Here is a 24647-nt window from a genome sequence, read left to right on the forward strand (position 1 = left end):
GCGCTTGACGACCTGTGCCGTTCGATGGCTATCTCTTAGGCATTCACCAGGGGGGTCCCGCAAGGGGCTGAGATTCTGCTGGATGGCCGGCTTGCCGGCTGTGGCGCAGTGACCCGTTGAACCTGATCCAGTTCATACTGGCGTAGGGACGGTGCAGATATCGAAGCCAGGATTCCGTGCGTCCAGCATCTGGCGGAGCGTCTTTCATCCTTCCGGCATCAGAACTGGGTCTCCAATCGCAAACTTGGAGCCTCGTCATGAATATTGCCACAAAGCCTACCCCCCTCTCGGTCACCCAAGGCCCGCTTCCGGCCTCGCGCAAGATCCATAAGCCGGGCATCCTCCACCCGGATATCCGCGTGCCGATGCGCGAGATCGCGCTGCACCCGACCTCCGGCGAGCCGCCGGTTACCGTCTACGATTCCTCCGGCGCCTATACCGCCGATGACGCCGAGATCAGCATCGAGGCGGGCCTGCCGCGGCTTCGCCGCAACTGGATCGTCGGACGCGGCGACGTGGAAACCTACGAGGGACGGATCGTGCGGCCGGAGGACAATGGCTTTGCGAGCGGCGATCGGCTGACGCCGACCTTCCCGTTCCAGCACGCGCCGCTCAAGGCGACTGCTGGCAAGGCGGTAACGCAGCTTGCCTACGCCCGCGCCGGCATCATCACGCCGGAGATGGAGTTCGTGGCGATCCGTGAAAACCTCGGTCGCGATGCGGCACGCGCGAAGGTTCGTGACGGCGAAAGCTTCGGCGCACACGTTCCCGATCATGTGACGCCCGAATTCGTCCGCCAGGAAATCGCCAGCGGCCGGGCCATCCTGCCCGCCAACATTAACCATCCGGAATCCGAACCGATGATCATCGGGCGGAACTTCCTGGTGAAGATCAACGCCAATATCGGCAACTCCGCCGTCACCTCGTCGATGGCCGAAGAGGTCGAAAAAATGGTCTGGGCGACCCGCTGGGGCGCCGATACGGTTATGGACCTTTCGACCGGCCGCAACATCCACAACATCCGCGAATGGATCATCCGCAATTCGCCGGTTCCGATCGGGACCGTGCCGCTCTACCAGGCGCTGGAAAAGGTCAACGGCATTGCCGAGGACCTCACCTGGGAAGTCTATCGCGACACGCTGATCGAGCAGGCCGAACAGGGCGTCGACTATTTCACCATCCATGCTGGCGTACGCCTGCACTACATCCCGCTCACCGTCGATCGCGTCACCGGCATCGTCTCCCGCGGCGGCTCGATCATGGCCAAGTGGTGTCTGCATCACCACAAGGAAAGCTTCCTCTACGAGCATTTCGAGGAGATCTGCGACATCTGCCGCGCCTATGACGTCTCCTTCTCGCTCGGCGACGGCCTGCGCCCTGGCTCGATCGCCGACGCCAACGACGCCGCGCAATTCGCCGAACTGGAAACGCTCGGCGAACTTACGAAGATCGCCTGGGCCAAGGATTGTCAGGTGATGATCGAAGGCCCCGGCCACGTGCCGATGCACAAGATCAAGGAGAACATGGACAAGCAGCTTGCCGTCTGCGGCGAGGCGCCGTTCTACACGCTCGGCCCGCTGACGACCGACATCGCACCGGGCTACGATCACATCACCTCCGGCATCGGCGCTGCGATGATCGGCTGGTTCGGCACCGCCATGCTCTGCTACGTCACGCCGAAGGAACACCTGGGCCTGCCCGACCGCAACGACGTCAAAGTGGGCGTTATCACCTACAAGATCGCCGCCCACGCCGCCGATCTCGCCAAGGGTCACCCGGCCGCCCAGGTGCGCGACGACGCTCTCTCGCGCGCCCGCTTCGAGTTCCGCTGGGAGGACCAGTTCAACCTCTCTCTCGACCCGGAGACGGCCCGTAACTTCCACGACGAGACCCTGCCGAAGGAGGCGCACAAGGTCGCGCATTTCTGCTCGATGTGCGGCCCGAAATTCTGCTCGATGCGGATCTCGCACGACATTCGTGCGGAAGCGCAGAAGGAGGGGCTGGAGGCAATGGCCGCGAAATACCGCGAGGGTGGCGACCTCTATATGCCGGTCGCTGAGGTCGAAGATAAGAGTTAAAGGGCACACGTCGGGAGGGACGCCTCGTAGTCCCTTCCGACGGCAAGGCGGATGCTGGGCCCTGGGGGAATAGCTTGCCCCCTTATCGGTTGAACGATATGTAAAACTCACGCAAAAGTCGCCGCCGGCGGACCCGTCATTCACGCCAAGCTGCCGTCCTCTGCGGCGCTCTTGCAGGACGACGAAAAAAACGCCGTTTACGAGGAGAATGACTTGAGGACACGCCTGCTGAGACTGACGGCCCTGTCGATAGGCGGCCTTGTGGCACTCGCTGGAGATCTGCCACGCCTCGACGACAGCGGGAGTTTTGCCACGGGTTTTTCCTGGATTTCTGCCGCCCATGCGGACGACGATGTCGGCGGCGGGAATGGTGAAAATGGCACTGATGGCAGCGACCAAGGTGGCGAAAACGTCGGGAGCGGCGGAAGCAACGGCACAGAGGGTGGCGGCGATGGGGGTGGTGGCAATTGGGGCACCGGTGACGGCAGCGGCGTAGGCGGCGTTCCCGGCGGCACCGGCGCAGGCGGCGGAGGTGCTGCCGTCATCGACAGCGATAGCCACAGCGAGCCCCACTCATCGATGCGCGACTCACGGGATTACGGACCAAGCGGCAAGGTCTGGCACGGCGGCAGCAATTTCCTTAACCTTTTCCGCCAGACGCCGGAAAGGCGCTTCGAACGGAGCCAGCCTGAATCTCCTGCCCGGCAGAAGACCGTTCACACGAAATGAGAGCCTTGAAGACAGGTCAACTTCGTCGCAACGGAGGGGAGCTACGCCATTTCTCGAAACCGGACTCCGGATGTGCGTGTAGGAACGGGTTCTGACGCGCGAGAACCAGCTCAGCCGGCGTCAGAGCTTTACATTCGAGATATGTCTATCCCGATCACGACCTGCCGGAGTGTGGCGGCGGAGTTACGGATACAGACCATCGTCTTTCTCGCCGCGAGTATTCCTAACTGCCTTTCCAGCCGCTGCAAGCAATCCGCTCGACGACATCGAGCAGCACATTCGCCCCGGCAACCAGATCATCCGCCTCCGTGTGTTCGCGCGGATTGTGGCTGATGCCGTCGCGGCTCGGCACGAAGATCATCGCCGTCGGCGCGACGCGTGCGATCATCTGCGCATCGTGGCCGGCGCCCGAAGTCATGCGCCGGCTCTTCAGGCCCCGCGCCTTCGCCGAAGCCTCGATCGTGGCGACAATGCCCAGATCGAAGGCGACCGGCTGGAAACGCGCCAGGCGCTCGACCGATATCTCGACACCCTCTTCAGCGGCGACACGCAGGAGGAAATCCGCAAGCGCCGCCTCCAGCGCCTGCAGCCGATCCTCGTCCGGGTCGCGCAGGTCTACGGTGAAGACCGCCCGCGACGGAATGACGTTGATTGCGTCCGGCTCGAAACGCATGGTGCCAATGGTCGCGACGCTCGGAGCGTTCGAGCGGGTTATATGATCGCGCAGGAAAAGGCCGATGCGGGCGGCCGCAAGCCCGGCGTCACAGCGCATCGCCATCGGCGTCGTGCCGGCGTGATTGGCGACACCGTCGATCGTCACCCGCTGCCAGGAAATGCCCTGCAGGTTTTCGACCGCGCCGATTGCAAATCCCTCGCGCTCCAGCACCGGTCCCTGCTCGATATGGAGCTCGACATAGGCGTGGGGTATGAGGAACCCCGGTTCGACATTGCCCGCATAGCCGATCCGCGCGAGTTCCTCTCCCAGCACCGCGCCATCTGTGCCGACGGTCGCAAGCGCCTTCTCCACCGGCAGCCCGCCGGCATAGACGAGCGAGCCGAGCATGTCGGGCGCAAAACGCACGCCCTCCTCGTTGGTGAAGGCGGCAACGACGATCGGCCGGGCCGGCGTCAGACCGCGCTCTCTCAAAGTTTCGATCACTTCGAGCGCGGCAATCACGCCGTAACAGCCGTCATAGATGCCGGCATTGATGACCGTGTCGACGTGCGAGCCGAGCATGATGGGCGCCTCGCCGGCATTACCCTCGTCGCGCCAGGTGCCGAAGATATTGCCGATGCGGTCGATGGCGACTTCGAGACCCGCCGCCTCGATCCAGGCGACGAGGCGATCGCGGCCAGCCTTGTCGTTGTCGGAACCGGCCAGTCGCGTCAATTGCCCGTGGGGATCGCGGCCGATCTCGCCAAGATCGTGAATACGCCCGAGGAGGCGCGCGGCATCGATGGTCTGCATTGGCTTGGCTGTCCTGCTTTCATGCGGATTTCTGTTCATGGCCGGGGCTCAGTCGGCGCCAGTCTCTGCCGGGTGATTTCCGCGTGGTAGCGCGCGCCGAAGATCAGGGCATCATCGTTGAAATCGTAACGCGGATTGTGCAGCGGCGCCGACGTCTCGCCGTTGCCGATGAAGACGAAGCAGCCCGGCACGTGCTCGAGGAAGCGCGCGAAATCCTCCGAACCGGTCATAGGCTCAGCGGCCGTCGCGACATTCTCAGGCCCGAACACCGCTTGCGCCGCAGCAAAGGCGTGGCCGGTCAAGGCCGGGTCGTTGATGAGCGGCACGAACTCGCGTGTGTAGCTGACCTCGACCTCGCAGCCATAGGCATCCGCCGTGCCCTTGGCGATCACGCGCGTCTCCGCCTCGATCTTGGCGCTGACCTCGGGGCGGAAGCTGCGGGCGTCCCCGAGGATCCGGGAGAGGCCGGGCAAGGCATTGCGCGTGCCGTCGGTCAAGAGTTCGGTCACCGAAACGACGCCGATATCGGTCGGCGAAAGGCGCCGCGAGACGATCGTCTGCAGATTGACGACGGTAGCGCAAGCCGCGACAAGCGTCTCATTGCCCCAATGCGGCCGCGCCGCATGCCCGCCAACACCCTTCAGCACGATTTCGAAATTGTCCTCCGCCGACATGATCGCGCCGACACGGGTCTCGAAGCGGCCGACCGGCAGCCCCGGCATGTTGTGCAGGCCGTAGATCTCGTCGAAGGGGAAGCGCTCCATCAGGCCGTCGTCGAGCATCGCCAGCGCGCCCTTGCCCCACTCTTCGGCCGGCTGAAAGATGAAACAAACGGTGCCGTCGAAGCCTCCGCCTTCTGCCAGCATTTTCGCTGCCCCGAGCAGCATTGCGGTGTGGCCGTCATGGCCGCAGGCATGCATGGTGCCGGGCCGGGTCGAGCGATAGGACTGCTCTCCCTGCTCCGGTATCCGGAGCGCGTCCATGTCGGCGCGAAGGGCGATGGCGCGATTGCCACTGCCGCGTTTCAGCCGGCCGACGACACCGGTGCCGCCGACGCCTTCCACGACCTCGTCGAGCCCGAATTCTCGAAGCTTCGCCGCGACGAAGGATGCGGTGCGCTGCTCCTCAAAACCGAATTCCGGATGCGCGTGCAGATCACGGCGCCAGGCGGTCATATCCTCGACAAGCCGATCAAAGTCGATTCCCACCATGAGTCACCCTCTTTCGTTCGGTGTGTTCGCGACAGTCTCGGGCGACAGACCCACCAAGGCAGCATAACGCTCGGGATCCGTGGCCCCCTCGGTATTCATGACGAAGACGCGCGACTGTGCGGTCAATCCGAGCGCTTCCCGCAACGCCGGATCTCGGGCAACCGCCAGAAGCCCGGCCAGCCCGACGCCACCGCTCTCACCGGCGACGATCGCCGGGTCAGCCCCCTTCGGGCGCGCGAGCCGGTTCATGACCGAAACGGCGTCCTCATCATCGACGGTCATGAAGGCATCGGCCACGCGGGACAGGATACGCCAGGCGACGAGCGACGGCTCGTAGCATTCGAGCATCGCCATGATGGTCGGCTCGCCATGTGGTACCTTGACGGTTTGCCCCGCCTTGGCGCTTTCGTAGAGGCAGGCGGCCCGTGCGGGATCGACGACGACGAAACGCGGTCTCTCCGCTCCATAGCGCAACGCCAGATGTCCCGCGGTGGCGGCGGCAATGCCACCGACGCCTGCCTGCACGAAGACATGGGTCGGCGGCTCTTCCATCTGCCGCAACGCCTCGCTGAGCAGCGCCGTGTAGCCCTGCATCACCAGGCCGGGAATGTATTCGTAGCCGGGCCAGGATGTGTCGGAAACCACCGTCCAGCCATTCTCGTCGCAGACCCGCGCCGCCTCGCGGACAGAATCGTCATAGGTGCCGGCCACCCGAACGATCTCGGCGCCATAGTGAGCGATCGCCTCGATGCGTTTCTCGCTGACGCCCGCATGCACGAAGATCACCGATCTCGCACCAACGAGCCGGGCGCCCATTGCGACGGACCGGCCATGATTGCCATCGGTGGCGCAGCCGAAGGTCATCGCCCCGGCAATCGCCCGGACCTCGGGCTGATCGAGGTCATCGAGATCGAGGCTGCGCCCGAGACGCCGTTCCGCCTCTTCGATCACCAGACGGATCACAGCATAGGAGCCGCCGAGCGCCTTGAAACTTCCAAGGCCCAGGCGATGGCCTTCGTCCTTGACGAAGATGCACGCAACACCGATCTCGCTGGCCAAGGCAGGCAAGGCATGAAGCGGTGTCGGCCGATGATCGGGGCGCCGGGCAAGCTGCCGCTCGACATTTGCTGCGGCCGCGAGCGACAGCATGTCCTCATCCTCGGGCAGCAGGTGATGGCCGAAATCGGCATGGGTGTTGGCAAGGAACATGGTGCAATCTCCGTAGACCAGCGAAAATCTATTTCATCGCGGGCGAGAAATGCGCTCTAAATGATCACCGCTGATGCAAGTTTGTAAAGCAGATCAGGTATGCCGACGCATGGCATTCCGCTCACAACCGCCCTGAACGCATGAACCGATAGGCACCGGATGGCCCCTTCGAAAAAACCCCAGGTCGAACTGGATCGTTTCGACCTCGCGATCCTCGCCATTCTGCAGAAGGACAACACGACGCCGCAGCGCCAGATCGGCGAAGCGGTCAATCTATCCGCTCCGGCCGTTCAGCGGCGGATCAAGCGCATGGAGGAAACCGGCGTCATCCGCGCCAATGTCGCGCTGATCGATCCGGTCAGCGTCAACCAGGCGCTGACGATCCTGGTAGAGGTGGAGGTCGAGAGCGAGCAGATCGCCCTGCTCGACGCGGCGAAGGTGGCATTCACCGCCGCGCCCGAGGTGCAGCAATGCTACTACGTGACCGGCGATGTCGATTTCATGCTCGTCGTCATCGTGCCGACGATGGCCGACTACGAGGCCTTTACGCGGCGAATGTTCTTCGGCAATGCCAATATCAGGCGGTTCCGCACCTTCGTGACGATGGACCCGGTCAAGGTCGGCCTGTCGGTGCCGATTTAGAGTGATGCCACTAACAGTCGCCTTTCGAATGGCGTTGTTCCACCCCCCTACTTCGAGCCCGTGAGCGCCTTTTTCTCCGCTTCCGCATCTAGCGGCTGGCCGGCGCCGATCGATGTCAGAAAGGCGTCGACGGTTTCGAGCGACGAGGCGGGCGCATATCCGTCTCCGCCTTCGGGCCTGGCGACGGACGCAGCCGAAATCGACGAGACTTGAGCGAGATCAATGCCAGGATACCTGGTCGGCGGAGACTGGCGGTTGGACGATCTCTTTAGAAGAGGAGAGCCTCATGTTGATCAGAGAAATGACGCGACAGGAATGTCTCGACCTTGTCGCTGAGAACCATATCGCCCGCCTGGGCTGTACCCGAGATGGCCAGCCCTATATCGTTCCCATCCAATATGCTTTGGCCGCCAACCGGCTCTACAGCTTTTCGATGCCCGGGCAGAAGATAGACTGGATGCGCGCCAATCCGCGTGTCTGCGTACAGGTCGACACGGCAACGGATCGGCAGAATTGGCGAAGCGTCGTCATCCACGGCCGCTACCAGGAACTGCCGGACACCAAGCAATGGCACCGCGAGCGCATGAATGCCTGGTCGCTTCTCGAACAGCGCATCAACTGGTGGGAACCGGGTGGCCTGAAGCCCGGTGAACAGCCGGTTGCAGGCGCATCGCCGCATCTCTTTTTCGAAATCGAGATCGACGATGTGACCGGACGTGCCGCCTCTGCCGGCTAACGATTGTCGGCGCGCAGGCAAATGCTGCGCGCCGTTCCGGGCGCTGCCGGTCAATGCGCCATGAGCACGGGGACCACGGCGTTTTCGAGCATCGAACGGGTAACGCCGCCAAAGACGCGTTCACGCATCCTGGAGTGCCCATAGGCACCCATGACGATCAGGTCGGCCGCCACATCCGACGCAAACCGATTGATCACGTCGTCGACCCGATGCCCTCCGCTCGGCAGTCTCTCGACGGAGACGGAAACGCCGTGCCGGGCGAGATAACCGGCGATATCGGCGCCCGGTTCCTCACCGTTCTTGCCATAGGCGGAACGGGGGTCGACCATCGTGACGTAGACGGTCTCGGCTCCGATCAGCAGATCGAGCGCTTCACGCACCGCGCGCGCGGCTTCCAGCCTGGAGTTCCAGGCGAGTACCACGGTCTTCGGATCAAGCCGCACGGTCTTGCCCCTGGGCATAATGAGGACTGGGCGCGCGGAGCTGAACAACGTCCCGTCGATGGTACGGGAGCGCAGTTCCGGGTCCAGCATCAGGCCATCGCCGACCAGCGTCAGGTCGGCGTAACGCGCACGCTCGCCGATCTCGTCATCGGCCCAGGCGACCTCGGTATATTTCGTCTCGACGCCGAACGAGATGCCTTCCTTGGTGAGAACATCAACAGCTCTTTCCGCACAGGATTCGAGTTTGTCGACGTCACGCTGCCGCTCGTTCAGCCAATCAATGGAGATGGCGGCGGCATAATCGCCGATCGGCGGTGAGGCGGCGAGCTTGACGATCAACAGGGAGAGGTGGGCGTTTGCGGAAGCACAGACCTGTGCTGCCGAACGCAGATGCTCCACGGAATGATCGACACCAACGACGGCGAGAATGGTCTTGTATGTCATCGGGTTTTCTCCTGGCGACCAGATTTAGGGTCTGGATCAGCGTAGGTAGAAGCCCGTGCGGCGGCATTGATCCCCGTCAACAAAGATCGCGGACATGGGCGTATAATTCGGAAAGAGTTTTGCCCTCACGCAGCCGCAGTCTTTCGCGGCGGCGAGAACAGGTGGGATGGGCGCATAGCGCCGCCGATGAACTGCGCGACCCAGAACGTGGCCCCGTCGTTTCGACACCTCTACGTTTGGTGATGGAGTTCGGGGAGGAAAGGCGGTCGTCAGGTCCGGCGCGCGACGACCGGCACGTAATGCTCGAGCTCCGGTGCCGGGAACTTGAGCGTCGCGTTGATTTCCGCCGAGCGGTAGAGGCCCATCAGCATCTCGACGACGGCGAGCCCGTCCTCGAAGGTTTCGAGCGGCTTTTCGCCCTTGCGGAAGCACTCGACCATGTGGCGGTTCTCATCGGTATAGCCATAGACACCCGCCTCGTCCTCAAGCACCGGCATCAGACCCTGCTCCGCATTCTGCTTTTCCACGAGGTCTTCGCCTTCCGACCCCTTGACCTCGCGCGACATGAAGATCTTCAGGCCGGTGCTCAGCGAATTGTATTCGAGCGCATATTCCGGCCCGAGCAGTTCAAGCTGGATGCGCAGCCCGGCGCCGACATAGGCCCAGGAGGTGGTCGCCTCGATCATCAGTTCGTTACCGTCCTGGTCTTCGAGCGTCACCGTGGCGCGGGCAAAATCTTCCGACGGCCGGTTGCGGTAGTCCACTTCGTTGCCGAAGCGCTTGCGCAATTGTTCGGCATAATTGGGTCGCGTCCATTTGAGGTTGGCGACGGTGCCGTTGACAGCCTTGATTTTCAGTGAGTTGCGCGGTGCGCCGGGCGCCGTGAGCAAGTAGCGCGCCACCTCGACGCTGTGGCACATCATGTCGGAGAGCACGCCGCCGCCCTGCTTGTCGCCCTGCCAGAACCAGGGCTCGTGCGGGCCGGAATGTTCCTCCGCGGCGCGCGCCAGATAGGGGCGACCAGTGGTCGAGACGGCGCGCCGCCAGATGATCTCCTTGCCGCGCAGCACCGGCGTGCAGAACACCTGGTTTTCAAGATAGCCGTGATTGAGGCCGGCGTCCTCGGCAAGCGATAGCATCTCTCGCGCCTCGGCAATGGTGCGGGCAAGCGGCTTCTCGCAGGCGACGGCAAACACCGTGCTGCGGCCATCCTTGACCGCCTTGTGGAGAGTACGCATGACGTCGAGGCGGGTGTAATTGGGCGAGAGAATCCAGATCGCGTCGACATCATCGGCGGTCAGCAGCGCCTCCAGGCTCCCATGGGTGCGGCAGGTGCCAAGACCAAGTGCGGCGACCTCCTTGGCAAATTTCTCCCGGTTTTCGGGCTTGCGGCTGAAGACGCCGGTCACCTCGACATTGCGCACACCGATCATCGATTTCAGATGGAAATGGGCGATGAAGCCCGATCCGACGAAACCCACACGCAGCGTCTGCTTCGGTAGCTGTGTCATTCTGTTCTCCCGGGTTGTCGTTTTTCTGAAGTCGGCGCGGGATGCGGGCGGAATACCGCCCTCACTTTCCTCATCCCGCTCTGGTCATTTCTTCGGCGGCGCGGTGCTGCCGCGAATGTTGAGGGCGGTCGGCAGCACGACGGCCGGTGCAGCGGCAACATCGTCGCCGGACAGGATATCGAGAAGCAGCGACATCGCCGTGCGGCCGATATCGGCGCGCGGCTGGCTGACCGTCGTCAGCGGCGGATAGAAGGCCTTGCTCAGATAGAGGTCGTCGAAGCCGACGACCGAGACGTCGCCCGGAACATCGCAGCCGAGCCGTCGCAAGGCGTGGATCGCGCCATAGGCCATCTCGTCGTTGGCGGCAAAGATCGCCGTCGGTGGCTCCGGCAGGGCGAAGAGTTCGGCGACGCAGGCCTCTCCGCTTTCGAGCAGGTAGTCGCCGCGCACCTCGTAACCCTCAGGGATCGGCAGACCGGCGGCTGCCATCGCGGCCCGGTAACCGTCACGCCGGTGCATCGCCATCACCTCCGGCAATGGGCCGGCGACATGGGCGATGCGGCGATGCCCGAGTGCAATCAAATGCTCAACCGCCTCACGCGCCGCGGCAGAGTTGTCGATCTGCACATGCGGAAAGCCTGCAGTTTCGATCATTTCGAGCGCCACGACGATGGGAAGGTGAGAAACCGCAGCGCTTTCGCCCGGCTGCGGCTCCGGCAGCTTGCCGGTCATCAGGATCATGCCGTCGGCATGGCCATCGCGCAGCATGTTGAAGTATTCGACCTCGCGATCCGGATCATTCTCGGTATTGCCCATGAGAACGGCGTACCCGGCCGCCCGGGCCGTCGCCTCCACGCCCTTGAGGATCTCGAGATAGAAGGGGTTGCCAACATCTCGCACGACGAGCAGCACCGACATCGACCGGCGTGTCCTCAGGTTTCTTGCGCTGACGTTCGGCCGGTAGTTCAACTCGCGCGCAAGCTCGTGGATGCGCTTGCGCGTCTCGTCGGTCACCAGGCTGGAGCCGCTGAGCGCGCGGGAAACGGTCGCGACCGAGACTCCGGCCCTCTCCGCAATGTCCTTGATTTTCGGCCGCTCGCTCATGCCCGCATCGCCCGCCCACGGCCGTAGAACAACATCAGGAGCAGCAGCGTCGCGCCAAACACCATCTGGCGGCCGGATTCGTCGATATTGACCGTCGTCAGGATGCCCTGGAGGATGACGAGCAGCAGGGCGCCCGCCATGGTGCCGGTGTAGCCGCCCTTGCCGCCGGCAAGCGAGGTGCCGCCGAAGACGACCGCGATGATCGAGGAGAGCATGTATTGCTCGCCGACATTGGCGAAGGACGAGCCGGAATAGCCGAGCAGGCAGAGCCCGGCGATCGCAGCGAACATGCCCGAAATCATGAACAGACCGACGCGCATGAGGCGGACCGGGACGCCGGTCATATAGGCCGCATGTTCGTTCGAGCCGATCGCATAGATGCGGTGGCCGAAGACGGTGCGGTTCAACATGAAGGCCATCAACAGGCCGATCGCGATCCAGAGCCAGATGATGCCGGGAATGCCGAGCGCGAAGGGTTGCGTGACGAAGGCCGAAAGCCCCGGCGCGGCCCGACCCGAAGGGATACCCTGGCGGATGACGACGAGCAGGCCCTGCAGCACGCCGAGCATGCCAAGCGTCATGACCAGCGGCGGTATGCGCAAAAGCGTCACGCCGAGACCGTTCAAGAAGCCGAAGAACGCGCCGGCCGCCAGGCAGGCCAGCACCGCCGGCAGGATACCGCCATCGGCGCCGTTCATGACGTTGCCGGCGATGATCGCCGACAAGGAGACGATACCGCCGACGGAGAGGTCGATGCCCTCGCGGCCACCGAGAATGACGACGTTCTGGCCGGCGGCGACGATGCCGAGCAGCGAGGCGACGATCAGGAGACGCAGGATCTGGTCGGCCGAGGCGAAGCCGGGCGAAAGGCTTTGACCGAGATAAAGCAGCGCGACGATGAGGATCAGCGCAACGACCAATGGCTGTTTGAAGAAGGTGGTAACCGCAGTCATGCGCGTGCCCTCCGGCCGGCAAGCACGCCGGCCATCAACACCAGGAGAATGGCAAGGCCCTGGACGAAGTTCTGCCATTCCGAAGGCGTGCCCATGAAGAAGACCAGCGAGTTGACGAGGCCGATCGTCAGAGCGCCGAGCAGCGAACCAACCACCGTCGTCCAGCCGCCGGCGAGCGCACTGCCGCCGAGCACGACCGCCGCGACGCTGTAGAGCGTCATCTTGCCGCCGACGAGCGGATCGCCGCTGGCCGTATCGCCGGTCAGGCAGAAGGCCGCGAGCGCCGAGAAGAGGCCGCTGAGCAGGTAGCCCCTAATGCGGACAGCCACGACCGGCAGCCCCGTCTGATAGGCGGCCTGCTGGTCATCGCCGACGGCCAGCAGTTCGGTCACGATACGGGTGCGCGACAGGAGATAGAGCAGCACGGCGAGAGCCGCGAGCACGTAGAAGACGAAAGGCAGGCCGAGCAGACGTCCGCCATAGGTGCGCCAGAAGAGCGCCGGCGCCGGCGTACCGGCGACCGGCATGACGTAGAGCGCCAGGCCGATGAAGAAGATGCTGGTGGCGAAGGTGGCGACGATCGCCTGCAGGCGAAGGGCTGCGACGACGAGGCCGTTGACCAGGCCGCAGGCAAGGCCGATCAAGACGCCGAGCGCAAGCGCGAGCAGCACCGCACCGGCACCGCCGCCCCAGCGCTCCATCAAGACGACGATCGCCACGTTGACCAGCGACAGCGTCGCGCCGGCCGAGAGGTCGATGTCTCCGGCGGACACCACATAGGTTTGGGCGATCGCCAGCATGATCAGCGCCATATAGGTGCTGAGAAGTCCAGTCAGCGATCGAAAACTCAGGCTATTCGGAGAGAAGAGGCCGTTGAGCGCCAGTAGTGCAACAACGATCACAAGCGCCGGCAGGAAGGGGTAGCGCTCCAGCCAGGAACGGAGGCCGCCCGCCCCGGAAGTTCGCATGTCGGTCGTTGTCGATGTCATCACGCGGCCTCGTATGCAGCCTGGTAGAGATTGTAGCGGGTGCGATCGTCGCCGGTCAGTTCACGCGTCACCGAGCCGCCGTTGAAGACGAGGATGCGGTTGGCATTGCCAAGCAGCTCGGCGTCTTCAGACGAATAGAGCAGAATACCGAGGCCGTCGGCCGCAAGCTGCCGGATCAGCGCGAAGAGATCGGCCTTGGCCGAGAGGTCGATGCCCTTGGTCGGATCGTCGAGCAGCAGCACGTCGGGCCGGTCGATCAGCCAGCGGGCGATGATCACCTTCTGCTGGTTGCCGCCGGAAAGCGAATTGATCGGATGGAAGAGGCTGGCAAACTTCGTGTGCATCGCCGCGAGCGCCGGCATCGCCTTGTTTTTCAGGCTTGAGGGCCGCGCAATCATCAGCCGGTCGCGGAGATAGTGGATCGGCGTGACATTCTCGATGATTGGGCGGCCGCTGATGACCCCGTCACGGCCGCGGTCGCCGGAGACATAGGCGCAGCCGCGCCGGATCGCATCGCGCGGGCTCTTGGCGTTATAGCGTTCGCCGCCGATCGTCACCTCACCTGACGTCACGGCGCTTGCGCCAAAGATCGCTCTCAGCAGCGCCGACTGCCCTTGGCCGTGCAGACCACCAAGGCCGAGGATCTCTCCCCGTGCCACCTCGAAACTGACATCGCGAAAGCCCTTGCCGGTTAGATTTCGGACCGAGATCGCCGCCTTCGCCCGGGTTTCCACCACCGCTGGCGCCGAGGACCGGGCCGCCGGCATGTCGCTGGCACCGCCGACCATCAGCCGGATCACCGTTGCTGGATCGGTATCGGAGAGCTTGAGCGTCTCGATGGTCTCGCCGTCGCGGATGATCGTTACGCGATCGCCGATCGCGGTGATTTCGTCCATTCGGTGCGAGATGAAGATGACGCCGCGCCCTTGCGCCTTGAGGCCACGCAGGATTTCGAAGAAGCGATCGACCTGGGCGCGATCGAGCGCCGAGGTCGGCTCGTCGAAGATCAGGATCGGTGCTTCACTGGCGAGCGCCTTCATGATTTCGACCAGTTGCCGCTGGTCGGCCCTAAGATTGCCAACGAGCGCCTCCGCATGGAAGCCTTCGCCGGCGACCTCGGCGAACAGCGCGATGTAACGCGCCGCCCGCGCCTTCAGCGCCCGCCGGTCGATGAAGAAGCCGGCCTTCACCGGCAGGGCGGAGAGGCAGATGTTCTCTTCGACCGAACGATGGCTGGCCAGGCTGAGTTCCTGATAGAAGATGCCGATGCCGGCAACGCGCGCGGCTTGCGGCCCGGAAATCGTCACGGGCTTGTCATTGATCAGGATCTGGCCGCCGTCGGGGCGCACGCTGCCGGCGATGACCTTGCAGAGCGTGCTCTTGCCGGAGCCGTTGGAGCCCATCAGCACATGCACCTCGCCGGCGGCGACGTCGAGATCGCCGCGGCGTAACGCCAGCGTTGCGCCGTAAGCCTTGCTCACGCCGTTCAGTCTCAGTTTCGACATCGGCTGTCCACCATTTTGGTTGCTTGCTGCACCACCTCAAGTCGCGCCTTGGCGAGCTCCGCTGCAGCTGATTTCATGCCCGATACGATCCTGCCCTGGGAGCCGTCGGCGGCATTGGCCGCCGGGCAACTCAGATGCGAGCTGCCCGGTGGATCAGAGCTTACTTGAACAACGCCGTCGCGTCGTCGATCGAAAGCGCGTTGGTGTAGGAGTAGTAACCCGGCTTGCCGTCGAGCTGCTTGGCCGCGTCCGCGAGGTTCTTGGAATCGATGAACGGGATCGGCAGATACATGGCGTTCTTGTACTGCCCCGCCGTTGCCGGCTCCTTCAGTTCCTTGCCCTGCAGCATCAGCACCGCGACGTTGAGCGCGCTCGCCATGACGCCGGGCGGGTTGACGGTCGCGCCGGAATTCAGCTTGTCCTTCACCCAGAGGTCGATGAAGTCCTTGCGGATTTCGCCGGTGGCGGCGATCTGGCCGGTCTTGCCGGCATCCATGATCGACTTCCAGGCCCCGGCGGCCATGCCGTCCTGCACGACGACGCCGTTGATGTCAGGATAGGTCGCAAGGATGTTCTGCATCGCCTGCTGGCCTTGCGCCTGATCCCAGTTGGCGTTGACTTCGTTGACCACCTGGATATCCGGATAATCCTTGAAGACGCTCTTGTAGCCGGCAACGCGCATCTCGTTTGCCGGATGACCGGCGACGCCGTTGATGGCAACGACCTTGCCCTTGCCGCCGAGCGTATCGGCCAGCCACTTGGCGCCGGCCGCACCCCAGGCCGTCTGATCGATGCCGACATAGATCGCATCCGGCGACGACACTTCGGCGTCCGTCGCGATCACCAGAATGCCGGCTTCCTTCGCCTGAGCGAAGATCGGATCGAAGGCGGTCGGGCTGTTGGGGTTGATGATGATGGCGTTCACGCCCTCGGCAATGAAGTTGCGCACCTGCGCAATCTGCCCGGGCACGTCGACATTGGCACTCTGGACCGAGACTTCGACGTCGACGCCTTTTTCCTTCCACTTCGCCGCGGCCTCCTTGGCCTCGTCGATCATCTGCGTGCGCCATTCGCTGCCGACCCAGCCGTTGGACAGGCCGATCTTGAAGGTCTCGGCATTGGCGAAAGAAGCGGAAATGGCAATGGTAGCGACAGCGCCAAGCGCTGCGGCGATAAATCTCTTCATAAGATCCTCCCAAATCTTGCGAAACCTATGAAGCCAGAAAATGTAATCGATTTCAATGGGGGTTTTTCAGGGATTTTTACAGAGGATTCTATTTCGGCCACTCACCTGACCCCGGAGCAATGGAATGCGGCAACGCGCAGGCGCCTGGCCACTTCCGGAGGAGTGCAAAGGAGGGGCAATAGCGCTTGGCTCCCCCTTCCCGCTGTGCAACAGCTGGGGCAGAGGCGACGACGATTCGTCGTGACGCCAGCTGGAATGAAATGCAGGAATGAAGCCATGACATGAAGGCGCTGCGGGACTGATCCCGATTGCCGCCGGAGCGACGGCCAGCCCGTTGCTCAAATCGCAACACTTCGTTGCTTGCCGGCCGGCTAGCCGCAATTTGCCCTCTCCCCCTACTGTGAAATCTGGGCAAAGAACAACAACTGGCTCCCAACCAGAGGAGAACATCATGACCGGAAAAACCGGAGCCGCCTCGGGCGCGCTCTATCTGCACATCCTTGTGCTGGCGATCGTCATCGTCTCCGAGCTGATCGGCATTCAACGCCTTCCGATCGGCATCGGCACCGTCATCTTCCTGCCGATCCTCTACGCTTTCGCGCTCGGCATCCTTGTCAATCCCGCCATTTTCAAGGCGAGCGCCAAGTTCCTGTCGCGCGATGCGGTCAAGCTTTCCGGCGCGATGATCACCGTCGCCATCATGCCGTTCATCGCCAAGTTCGGAACGACCGTCGGCCCGCAGATCTCCAAGATCATCGAGGCCGGCCCGGCGCTGGTGCTCCAGGAGCTCGGCAATCTCGGCACGATTCTCGTCGCCTTCCCGGTCGCGGTATTCCTGCTCAAGATGGGCCGCGAGGCCGTCGGCGCGACCTATTCGATCGACCGTGAACCGAACCTCGCGCTGATCGCCGACAAGTACGGTCTCAACTCGCCGGAAGGTGCGGGCGCCATGGGCGTCTATGCGACTGGCACGCTGATCGGCACCTTCGTCTTCGCCATCATGCCGCCGATCGTCCATGGCCTCGGCATCTTCGACGTGCGTGCGCTCGCCATGTCCTGCGGCGTCGGCTCCGGCTCGATGCTGGCGGCCTGCACCGGCGGCCTCGTGGCTGCCGTGCCCGACCAGAAGGACATCATCCTCGCGCTTGCCGCCGCCAGCAACATCCTGACCTATGCCACCGGGCTCTATGTCGGCATGTTCGTCGCGCTGCCCTTGACCGAGTGGCTCTACAACAAGGCTCGGCCGTCCGAGCGTCGCGCTCAAGCCTGATCGGGAGAGATATCATGGCCAACCAGACCAACACCTCCGCCAACTACGCCGACGATCTCCCTCTTAACGCCGAAGACGAGCGCAAGATCGATGTCGTCGGCCATGCCGGCCTGCTTCTGATCGCTTGCGCCATCGGGCTTATCGCCAATTGGGTCGGCACCGGCACCTCGCCGCTGACGGCGCTCCCGGGCATGGCAACGCTCTACGTCGCCTGCATCGTCGGCCTGGCGCTCGCCCGCTTTGTGCCCTTCTACCTGCCTGGTGTCGCCTGGGTGTCGCTGATCGCGATCCTCATCACCATCCCCGGCGTCCCGGGTGCGGCCTGGGTCAGCGAACAGGTTGAACACCTGAACTTTCTCGCGCTGGCAACGCCGGCGCTTGCCTATGGCGGCCTCGCGCTCACCGCGAGCGAATTCACCATCGCCCGCCGCTCGGGCTGGAAGATCGTCATCGTCGCGATCTGCGTGATGGTCGGCACCTACATGGGCTCCGTCGTCGTTGCCGACCTCTTCCTGCGCCTCGGGCAATAACCGAGACCCTGACACAAGGATTGGCCGGCCCGCGCAGGCCGGCCAGCCATCCCTTCATCGACAGGATGCAAACCATGACACGCCACGACATCAGCCCCGAACGCATCGAGGAAACGATCCGCTGGCGTCATCACCTGCATGCCTATCCCGAGCTTGCCTTCGAAGAGCGGCAGACTGCGGCCTTCATCGCTGGCCGGCTGGCCGAATGGGGCATCACGGTGAAGGACGGCTATGGCGGCACCGGCCTCGTCGGCACGCTCACGCGCGGCACGTCGAGCCGCGCCATCGCCATCCGCGCCGACATGGACGCGCTGCCGATCATAGAGACGAGCGGCGTTGCCTATGCCTCGAAAACGCAGGGCCAGATGCATGCCTGCGGCCATGACGGCCATGTCGCAATGCTGCTTGCCGCCGCGCGGCAGGCAAGCGAAATGGATTTCGACGGCACGGTGCACTTCATCTTCCAGCCGGCCGAAGAGGCCGAAGGCGGCGCGCAGGTCATGGTCGCCGACGGGCTCTTCCGCGATTTTCCGGCCGATGCCGTCTATGCGTTGCACAATTGGCCGGCGCTCGACGTCGGCTCGGTGGTCGCGCGCGACGATGCGATGATGGCCGCCTTCGGCGTCTTCGAAATCGCCATCACCGGCCGCGGCGCCCACGGCGCCATGCCGCACGAGGGCGCCGACCCGCTGGTCGCGGTCGCCCAGATTGTCACCGCGTTGCAGACTATCGCCAGCCGCAACGTCTCGCCGCTCGAAGCTGCCGTCGTCTCCGTCACGCAGATCCATGGCGGCGACGCCTGGAACGTCATCCCGGAAAAAGCCGTGATCCGCGGCACCACGCGCTGGTTCGACAAATCTGTCGGCGACACGCTGGAAACACGCATGCGCGTACTCGTCACGGCGCTTGCCGAAGGGCTCGACTGCAAGGCGGAGTTCGACTATCAGCGGCGTTATCCCGCCACGATCAACGACCCGGCTGCCGCCGCCCTTGTGCGTGCCATTGCCGCCGAGGACACCACATTGACCGTCGTCGACGCGCCGCCAAGCATGGCCGCGGAAGATTTTGCCTTCATGCTCGACGAACGCCCGGGCTGCTATCTCTGGCTCGGCGCCCGGCGCGAAGGCGCCAATCCCGGCCTGCATTCACCGCACTACGATTTCAACGACGCGATCATCGGTGAGGGCGTAAACCTCTGGACACGCCTCATCTCCACATCGCTTGGTCGTTGACCCCGAGGGGATTCCGTCGCATCCATGACCGCCATGGATGTACTCGACGCGAAAGCGCTCAGGATCTTTATGGCGGTTGCGCGCATCGGTTCGATCCGGGGTGCTGCGGAGCATATGGGGCTGGCGCCATCGGTCGTCAGCCGGCAGATCGCCGACACCGAACGCGACATCGGCCTTTCCCTCTTCGAACGCACCGCGCGCGGCACGGTCTTGACCGATGCCGGCGAACTGGTGCTCGAACACGGCAAGCGGGTACTCGAAGACAACGGACTGCTCGCTGAACAGCTCGACCAGATCCGCGGCGTGCAGCAGACCCGCATCCGTATTCGCTGCGGCGAGGGCTTCATGGCCGATCTGGTGGAAAACGGGCTTTCCTCGTTCTCCAGGGCGCACTCCTACGTGCGCTACATCGTCGAGCTCGGCAGCACCGAAGACGTGGTCGACGCCATCGCCAACAGCGACGCCGATATCGGCATCGCCTACACCCCCTTCACCGACCCGCGCATCCGGGCGCTGGCAATCGCCCGCCAACCGCTCTGCGTCATCGTGCCGACAGGTCACCCGCTGTCAACACGCCGCGACCTGAAGCTCGCCGATTGCCTGACCTCGTCTTGTGCGCTGCTCGGCAAGGGCAATGGCGTGACGCAACTGGTGGCGCGGGTGGCGGCCGATGCGGGACTGGCGCTGGCGCCGCTGCTCGAAACCCATTCGATCGAGGTGCTGCGCCGCTTCGTTGCCGCCGGCCTCGGCGTCACATTCCTGCCGCGCACGGCCGTTGCCGTCGAAATCGCGCGCGGGGCGATGCAGGCGATCGACCTCGCCGATCCGCTGCTGCGCGAGGCGAGTGCCCACCTCATGGTGCGCGCCCACCGCCGCCTGCCGCTCTCGGTCGAAAAACTCGGCCAACATCTCGCGGAAGAAATGCAATCCTTCCGCGGCTGACGCATCGGCTCCGCGCCACCTCGCCCTTAGTTCTGAACGGCCGTCCACGGTTCTCGGCAGCTAAGCGCGCCCTCTCGGCGCCGCTGGACAACGCCGCAGACGTTGCCACGCCAGCAACGCATTGTACCAGGCGCGCCGTCTACCCGCTCGCCACCCCGCATGCCACCTTCGCCCGATCATCAGAACCAGACGAGGGTAGAGAAGATCATGACGGCGGAACGAACGACAGTGGGCGTGGTGGGATTGGGCGCCATGGGGCTCGGCATGGCGACGACGCTCGCCCGAGAGGGTTTCGCGGTCAAAGGTTTCGACCTTTCGGAAGCCCGGCGCACCCTTGCGGCCGAAGGTGGCGTTTCCCCGGTCGCCTCGCTCGCCGACGTCTTCTTCGATACCGATTTCATCGTCTTCTCTCTGCCGACCGCGAAGGACGTCGCCGCTGTCGTCGAGGCCAATCTCGAGGCGCTGAAATCGGCCAGCCCGCGGGTCGTGATCATCGACACCTCGACATCCGAGCCGGATGTCTCGCGTGATCTCGCCGCAGCCCTTGCCGGCCTCGGCCACGGCTTCATCGACGCGCCCGTGTCCGGCGGGCCGGCCGGTGCCGCAAGCGGCAAGCTGACGATGATGATCGGCGGCAGCGATGCGGACGTCGCCCTTGCCGGCCCCGTCATCGAGGCGATGTCGGCGAAGGCGCTGCATGTGGGTGAAAGCGGCGCCGGCAACGTCGCCAAACTTGTCAACAACCTGCTCGCCGCCGCCCATATGGTGACGACGGGCGAAGGCCTGAAGCTGGCGCTTGCGGCCGGGCTTGACGCGGAAGAGGCGCTGAAGGTGCTGAACGCCGCCTCCGGCAAGTCGATGATCAGCGAGGTGCATTTCCCGACCTGGGTGATGAACGGCCGCTTCGACAGCGGCTTCACCATGGGGCTGATGCGCAAGGACGTGCGGCTTGCGAGCGAACTTGCAGCGCGCACCGGCGCCGAGCTGCCGCTTTCGCGTGCTGTCGCAAGGCTCTGGGCCGAGAGCCCGCTCGACAATGCAGATGACTTCACCCGCATGGGCGCCTTCCGCCCCGTCAACGACAACTGATACCCAAGGGAACGACGATGAACGACATGACCATGCCCGCCAAGGCCGAGCGCATCCGCGCTCTCTTTCACGGTTTCCTTCCTGGCACGGAAATCGGCAGCTATGTGGATGGTGCGCTTGTGCCCGGCTCCGGCGATGAGCAGAAGCTGACGGATCCGGCGACCGGCGAAGTCTTTGCCACCTTCAAGGATGCCGGCAAGGACGTCGTCGACGCGGCGATGCAGGCCGCAGCGCGTGCCCAGCGCGAGTGGATTTCGATGACCGCTTCGGCCCGTGGCCGGGTGATGAACGAGATCGCCCGCAATATCCGCGAGCGCGCCGGCGAGATCGCCGAGCTCGAAAGCCGTTCGGCCGGAAGACCGATCCGCGACATCCGCGGCGAGGCCGTCCGCGTCGCCGAAATGTTCGAATATTATGCCGGCTGGTGCGACAAGCTCCATGGCGAGGTCATCCCGGTGCCGACTTCGCACCTGAACTACACCCGCAACGAGCCGCTCGGCGTCGTCGCGCAGATCACCCCCTGGAACGCGCCGCTCTTTACCGGCGGCTGGCAGATCGCACCGGCGATCTGCACCGGCAACGGCGTCGTCATCAAACCGTCGGAACTGACGCCGCTCAGCACGCTGGTGCTCGGTGCGCTCTGCGAGGCGGGCGGCGCGCCGCGTGGTCTCGTCAACGTCATCGCCGGCCAGGGCGTGACGGCAGGCCAGGCGATGGTCGCGCATCCGAAGACGGCACTCGTCGTCTTCGTCGGTTCGGCGCTGGCCGGTTCGGCAATTGCGGCGGCGGCCGCAAGGAACGTTGTGCCCTGCATCCTCGAACTCGGCGGCAAGTCCGGCAACATCGTCTTTGCCGATGCCGATATCGACCGCGCCATCGTCGGCGCTCAGTCGGCGATCTTCTCCGGCGCCGGCCAGAGCTGCGTTGCCGGCTCGCGCCTGCTCGTCCACCGCTCGGTGCATCAGCAGTTCGTCGAGCGCTATGCCGAGGCCGCCGCGCGCATCCCGGTCGGCGATCCCTATCTCGAAACGACGCAGATCGGCCCGATCAACAATGCCCGTCAGTGGGCGAAGATCGAGGAAATGGTCAAGCAGGGCGTGGCGGAAGGCGCCAAGCTTGCGACCGGCGGCGCCAAGCCAACGGCACTTCAATCCTCCGGCGGCTTCTATTTCGCCCCGACCATTCTCGACAACGTCAAACCGGACATGACGATCGCCCGCGACGAGGTCTTCGGCCCTGTCGTCGGTGTCACCGTCTTCGACGATGAAGAAGAGGCAATCACGCTCGCCAACGACAATCCCTATGGCCTTGCCGGTGCGGTCTGGACCCGCGATGTCGGTCGCGCGCATCGCGTTGCTTCCAAGGTACGGGCCGGAACCTTCTGGATCAACGGCTACAAGACGATCAGCGTCATGTCACCCTTCGGCGGTTTTGGTCGCTCCGGCTATGGCCGTTCCTCCGGTCGTGATGCCTTGATGGCCTATACCCAGACGAAGAGCGTCTGGGTTGAAACAGCAGAAAATCCGGCCATCGTCTTCGGCTATGCGCCGGAAACGTGATCGATACGCAGTTTAAACGAGAAGCGGCCGGCATATGCCGGCCGTTTCTTTTTGCTAACTGAAATCTGGGCAGCAGCCTCAGAAATCAACCGAAGCCGAAAGCATGAACGTGCGTGGTGCGCCGGCCGAGAGGAAGCCACAGGCAGACGATGCCCAGTAGTTCTCGTTGAAAACGTTCTCGACCGTCGCCCGGAATTCCAACGGATTGCCGTTTTCTCGCGCGCGCGCCGAGATTAACCCGCGTCCAGTCCGAAACCTTCTGCGTGTTCGCCCGATCATAATAGCTGCTGCCGGTGTAAATGACGCGACCCGTGAGCGTCAGGTCCTCAACCCAGGGCATATCGTATTCGCCGTAAAGGCTGATCGCCGTCTTTTTGGGACGCCCGTGACGCTCTTGCCGTCGTGCAGGCCGCCTTGTGTCTTTGCCAGCTCGACATCCATGAAAGTAATGCCGCCAAGCAGACGAAGACCGTCCATCGGCTCACCGAAGGCAGAGAGCTCAAGGCCACGATTGACCTGAAGGCCGCTCATCGAGAAGAGGCGGGTCGGTGAAGCAGTTAGGCTGCCGGATCTCGAACAGCGCCGCACTGAGCATCATCGGGCGCGACCGAGGAGAAAGGCGCCGCCAGTGCAGCCCGGTGCCAGCGCTGGCGCTACGATCGGCAGGTTGCCTTCATACAAAGGCCGGCAGAAAACGGGATAATTTGATTGACAGGGGCCGCGTCCACGCAAGGTCTACCCTGGCGATCCCGCGTGCTCGTCTGATTGTCAGGCGCGGAACCGATCGAAAGCGGTCAAGCGTTTGATCGGCGGATCGGCTTCATTCCAGCGATAGATCTCCGAGCGCAGATAGCGGAGCTCGTCCTCAAGCGCAGCATCGGCGATCTCGATCCACCAGGATTTCGGACGGCCGTCGCTTCCGTCAGACCAGCGATAACCGCGCGCTTTCAGATGGTCCTTCATGTCGAACGGGCTGTTTTCCGCGAAAATGCGGATGCGCGATCGCTGGCTTGCCTGATAAAGCTCGGCAAAGGGCGTGTTTTCGGAGCCGCCATCCTTGGCAAGGACTTCGAGCAGGGCGAAACAATCGTCGACCGCCCGGTGGCCGTCGTGGAAATAGCCGGCCTGCCCGATCAGATAACCAAGTTTCGTGCCTTCGAAGCCGCGAGAGGACCAATCGACCTCAGAGACGGAACAGGCCCATGCCTTTCCTTCGAAGACGGGTGAAAAGGCCTCACAGAAGGGACGGTCGAAGCCAGCATTATGCGCGATGACAAGGTCCGCTCTTTCCATCAGCGTCCGTATCTCGGCGAGATCGATCGCCTTTCCCGCGACCATCGCATCGGTAATGCCGGTCAGGCGCGTGATGTCCGCAGGGATCGGATTGGCCGGTTGCCGCAAACCGCCATAAACGCCCGTCACATCGCCGAGGTTCCCCTTCTCATCGAAGGTAAAAGCGATCAGCCCGATCTCGATAATCTCGTCCTTGCGATTGTTGAGCCCAGTGGTCTCGGTATCGAGGATGACGCCTTTCAGCGGAAAGCCGGGACGAGCAACAGGCACCACGGCGCGCGGCACAAGCCGCTGCAGCAGGCGGTAGCGGCCCGTCGCCTGAAGGTGACGGACCATATCTTCCTCGTTCAACGAGGTCCTCTTGACCGCTGACCCGCCGCCTGCCTTTTTGGTAGCTGCCTCGTTCGAAGCAAAGAGGTCGAACTGCTGCGTCATTCGGTTGTCCCGCAAATCAACGACTCACACGTGTGCCTTCCAGAATAGCCGCTAACAGCGCTTCACAGCAATTCAGGAAGAATGATGGA

General features: G+C 63.7%; 22 protein-coding genes and 1 riboswitch. Of the genes, 10 read left to right on the forward strand and 12 right to left on the reverse strand.

The window, feature by feature from the left end:
• Positions 1-38: 38 nt before the first annotated feature.
• Positions 39-167: riboswitch (TPP riboswitch) on the forward strand.
• Between the two features lie 90 nt (positions 168-257).
• Both thiC and ACTJKE_RS04365 read left to right on the forward strand, forming a co-directional pair.
• Entirely contained in the window at positions 258-2078 is a 1821-nt protein-coding gene (thiC, locus tag ACTJKE_RS04360) for a phosphomethylpyrimidine synthase ThiC (protein ID WP_440635721.1), read from the forward strand.
• A gap of 213 nt (positions 2079-2291) precedes the next feature.
• Positions 2292-2807: a hypothetical protein gene (locus tag ACTJKE_RS04365; RefSeq protein ID WP_440635719.1), complete on the forward strand. Its 516-nt coding sequence runs from the start codon at positions 2292-2294 to the stop codon at positions 2805-2807.
• Between the two features lie 223 nt (positions 2808-3030).
• Here the strand turns inward: ACTJKE_RS04365 and ACTJKE_RS04370 are convergent, their stop codons facing one another.
• From ACTJKE_RS04370 to ACTJKE_RS04380, 3 genes are read right to left on the reverse strand one after another with little or no spacing between them, the layout of a single operon-like run.
• Positions 3031-4275, reverse strand: coding sequence for a Zn-dependent hydrolase (locus ACTJKE_RS04370; protein WP_440635717.1), 1245 nt, complete (start codon positions 4273-4275; stop codon positions 3031-3033).
• Between the two features lie 35 nt (positions 4276-4310).
• Positions 4311-5486: a M20 aminoacylase family protein gene (locus ACTJKE_RS04375; RefSeq protein ID WP_440635715.1), complete on the reverse strand. Its 1176-nt coding sequence runs from the start codon at positions 5484-5486 to the stop codon at positions 4311-4313.
• A gap of 3 nt (positions 5487-5489) precedes the next feature.
• Positions 5490-6695 carry a diaminopropionate ammonia-lyase gene (locus ACTJKE_RS04380; protein ID WP_057251768.1) on the reverse strand — a complete coding sequence of 402 codons (1206 nt, stop codon included), beginning with the start codon at positions 6693-6695 and terminating at the stop codon, positions 5490-5492.
• Between the two features lie 159 nt (positions 6696-6854).
• Between ACTJKE_RS04380 and ACTJKE_RS04385 the strand changes: the two genes are divergently transcribed.
• Together ACTJKE_RS04385 and ACTJKE_RS04390 are read left to right on the forward strand one after the other, a co-directional pair.
• Positions 6855-7337 carry an Lrp/AsnC family transcriptional regulator gene (locus ACTJKE_RS04385; protein ID WP_057251769.1) on the forward strand — a complete coding sequence of 161 codons (483 nt, stop codon included), beginning with the start codon at positions 6855-6857 and terminating at the stop codon, positions 7335-7337.
• Positions 7338-7623: 286 nt separating this feature from the next.
• Positions 7624-8073, forward strand: coding sequence for a pyridoxamine 5'-phosphate oxidase family protein (locus ACTJKE_RS04390; RefSeq protein WP_057251770.1), 450 nt, complete (start codon positions 7624-7626; stop codon positions 8071-8073).
• 50 nt (positions 8074-8123) lie between these two features.
• Here the strand turns inward: ACTJKE_RS04390 and ACTJKE_RS04395 are convergent, their stop codons facing one another.
• The 7 genes from ACTJKE_RS04395 to ACTJKE_RS04425 all read right to left on the reverse strand — a co-directional run bounded on the left by ACTJKE_RS04395 (position 8124) and on the right by ACTJKE_RS04425 (position 16208).
• Positions 8124-8960 carry a universal stress protein gene (locus ACTJKE_RS04395; RefSeq protein ID WP_440635712.1) on the reverse strand — a complete coding sequence of 279 codons (837 nt, stop codon included), beginning with the start codon at positions 8958-8960 and terminating at the stop codon, positions 8124-8126.
• Between the two features lie 269 nt (positions 8961-9229).
• Positions 9230-10471 (reverse strand): Gfo/Idh/MocA family protein, encoded by a 1242-nt coding sequence (locus ACTJKE_RS04400; RefSeq protein ID WP_440635710.1) that lies wholly within the window; start codon positions 10469-10471, stop codon positions 9230-9232.
• Between the two features lie 84 nt (positions 10472-10555).
• The gene (locus tag ACTJKE_RS04405; protein ID WP_440635708.1) at positions 10556-11575 is read right to left on the reverse strand and encodes a LacI family DNA-binding transcriptional regulator; all 1020 of its coding nucleotides are present in this window, start codon (positions 11573-11575) and stop codon (positions 10556-10558) included.
• Positions 11572-12528: an ABC transporter permease gene (locus ACTJKE_RS04410; RefSeq protein ID WP_057251774.1), complete on the reverse strand. Its 957-nt coding sequence runs from the start codon at positions 12526-12528 to the stop codon at positions 11572-11574. Before ACTJKE_RS04410 ends, ACTJKE_RS04405 begins: the two co-directional genes overlap by 4 nt.
• The gene (locus tag ACTJKE_RS04415; protein ID WP_058329803.1) at positions 12525-13517 is read right to left on the reverse strand and encodes an ABC transporter permease; all 993 of its coding nucleotides are present in this window, start codon (positions 13515-13517) and stop codon (positions 12525-12527) included. The genes ACTJKE_RS04410 and ACTJKE_RS04415 overlap by 4 nt, the downstream gene beginning before the upstream one ends.
• On the reverse strand, positions 13517-15022 hold the full coding sequence (locus ACTJKE_RS04420; RefSeq protein WP_058329802.1) for a sugar ABC transporter ATP-binding protein: 1506 nt from the start codon (positions 15020-15022) through the stop codon (positions 13517-13519). Before ACTJKE_RS04420 ends, ACTJKE_RS04415 begins: the two co-directional genes overlap by 1 nt.
• A 160-nt stretch (positions 15023-15182) precedes the next feature.
• Entirely contained in the window at positions 15183-16208 is a 1026-nt protein-coding gene (locus ACTJKE_RS04425) for an ABC transporter substrate-binding protein (protein ID WP_057251777.1), read from the reverse strand.
• 451 nt (positions 16209-16659) lie between these two features.
• Here ACTJKE_RS04425 and ACTJKE_RS04430 point away from each other — a divergent pair, with 451 nt between their 5' ends.
• The 6 genes from ACTJKE_RS04430 to ACTJKE_RS04455 all read left to right on the forward strand — a co-directional run bounded on the left by ACTJKE_RS04430 (position 16660) and on the right by ACTJKE_RS04455 (position 22830).
• On the forward strand, positions 16660-17478 hold the full coding sequence (locus ACTJKE_RS04430; RefSeq protein ID WP_057251778.1) for a DUF3100 domain-containing protein: 819 nt from the start codon (positions 16660-16662) through the stop codon (positions 17476-17478).
• A 14-nt stretch (positions 17479-17492) separates the two neighbouring features.
• Positions 17493-18008, forward strand: coding sequence for a hypothetical protein (locus ACTJKE_RS04435; protein ID WP_057251779.1), 516 nt, complete (start codon positions 17493-17495; stop codon positions 18006-18008).
• A 74-nt stretch (positions 18009-18082) separates the two neighbouring features.
• Positions 18083-19240, forward strand: coding sequence for a M20 aminoacylase family protein (locus tag ACTJKE_RS04440; protein WP_440691233.1), 1158 nt, complete (start codon positions 18083-18085; stop codon positions 19238-19240).
• 24 nt (positions 19241-19264) lie between these two features.
• Complete coding sequence (locus tag ACTJKE_RS04445; protein ID WP_245296288.1) at positions 19265-20182, forward strand: LysR family transcriptional regulator; 918 nt, start codon at positions 19265-19267, stop codon at positions 20180-20182.
• Between the two features lie 207 nt (positions 20183-20389).
• Positions 20390-21271 carry an NAD(P)-dependent oxidoreductase gene (locus ACTJKE_RS04450; RefSeq protein ID WP_440691235.1) on the forward strand — a complete coding sequence of 294 codons (882 nt, stop codon included), beginning with the start codon at positions 20390-20392 and terminating at the stop codon, positions 21269-21271.
• 26 nt (positions 21272-21297) lie between these two features.
• Positions 21298-22830 carry an aldehyde dehydrogenase family protein gene (locus tag ACTJKE_RS04455; RefSeq protein ID WP_440691399.1) on the forward strand — a complete coding sequence of 511 codons (1533 nt, stop codon included), beginning with the start codon at positions 21298-21300 and terminating at the stop codon, positions 22828-22830.
• Between the two features lie 85 nt (positions 22831-22915).
• On the opposite strand, the gene ACTJKE_RS04460 is transcribed toward ACTJKE_RS04455, so the two are convergent.
• Complete coding sequence (locus ACTJKE_RS04460; RefSeq protein WP_440691237.1) at positions 22916-23170, reverse strand: hypothetical protein; 255 nt, start codon at positions 23168-23170, stop codon at positions 22916-22918.
• Between the two features lie 428 nt (positions 23171-23598).
• On the reverse strand, positions 23599-24558 hold the full coding sequence (locus ACTJKE_RS04465) for a 3'-5' exonuclease (protein WP_440691239.1): 960 nt from the start codon (positions 24556-24558) through the stop codon (positions 23599-23601).
• Positions 24559-24647: the final 89 nt, after the last annotated feature.

The organism is Ensifer sp. 22521, assembly GCF_052044795.1.
GTDB lineage: Bacteria > Pseudomonadota > Alphaproteobacteria > Rhizobiales > Rhizobiaceae > Ensifer.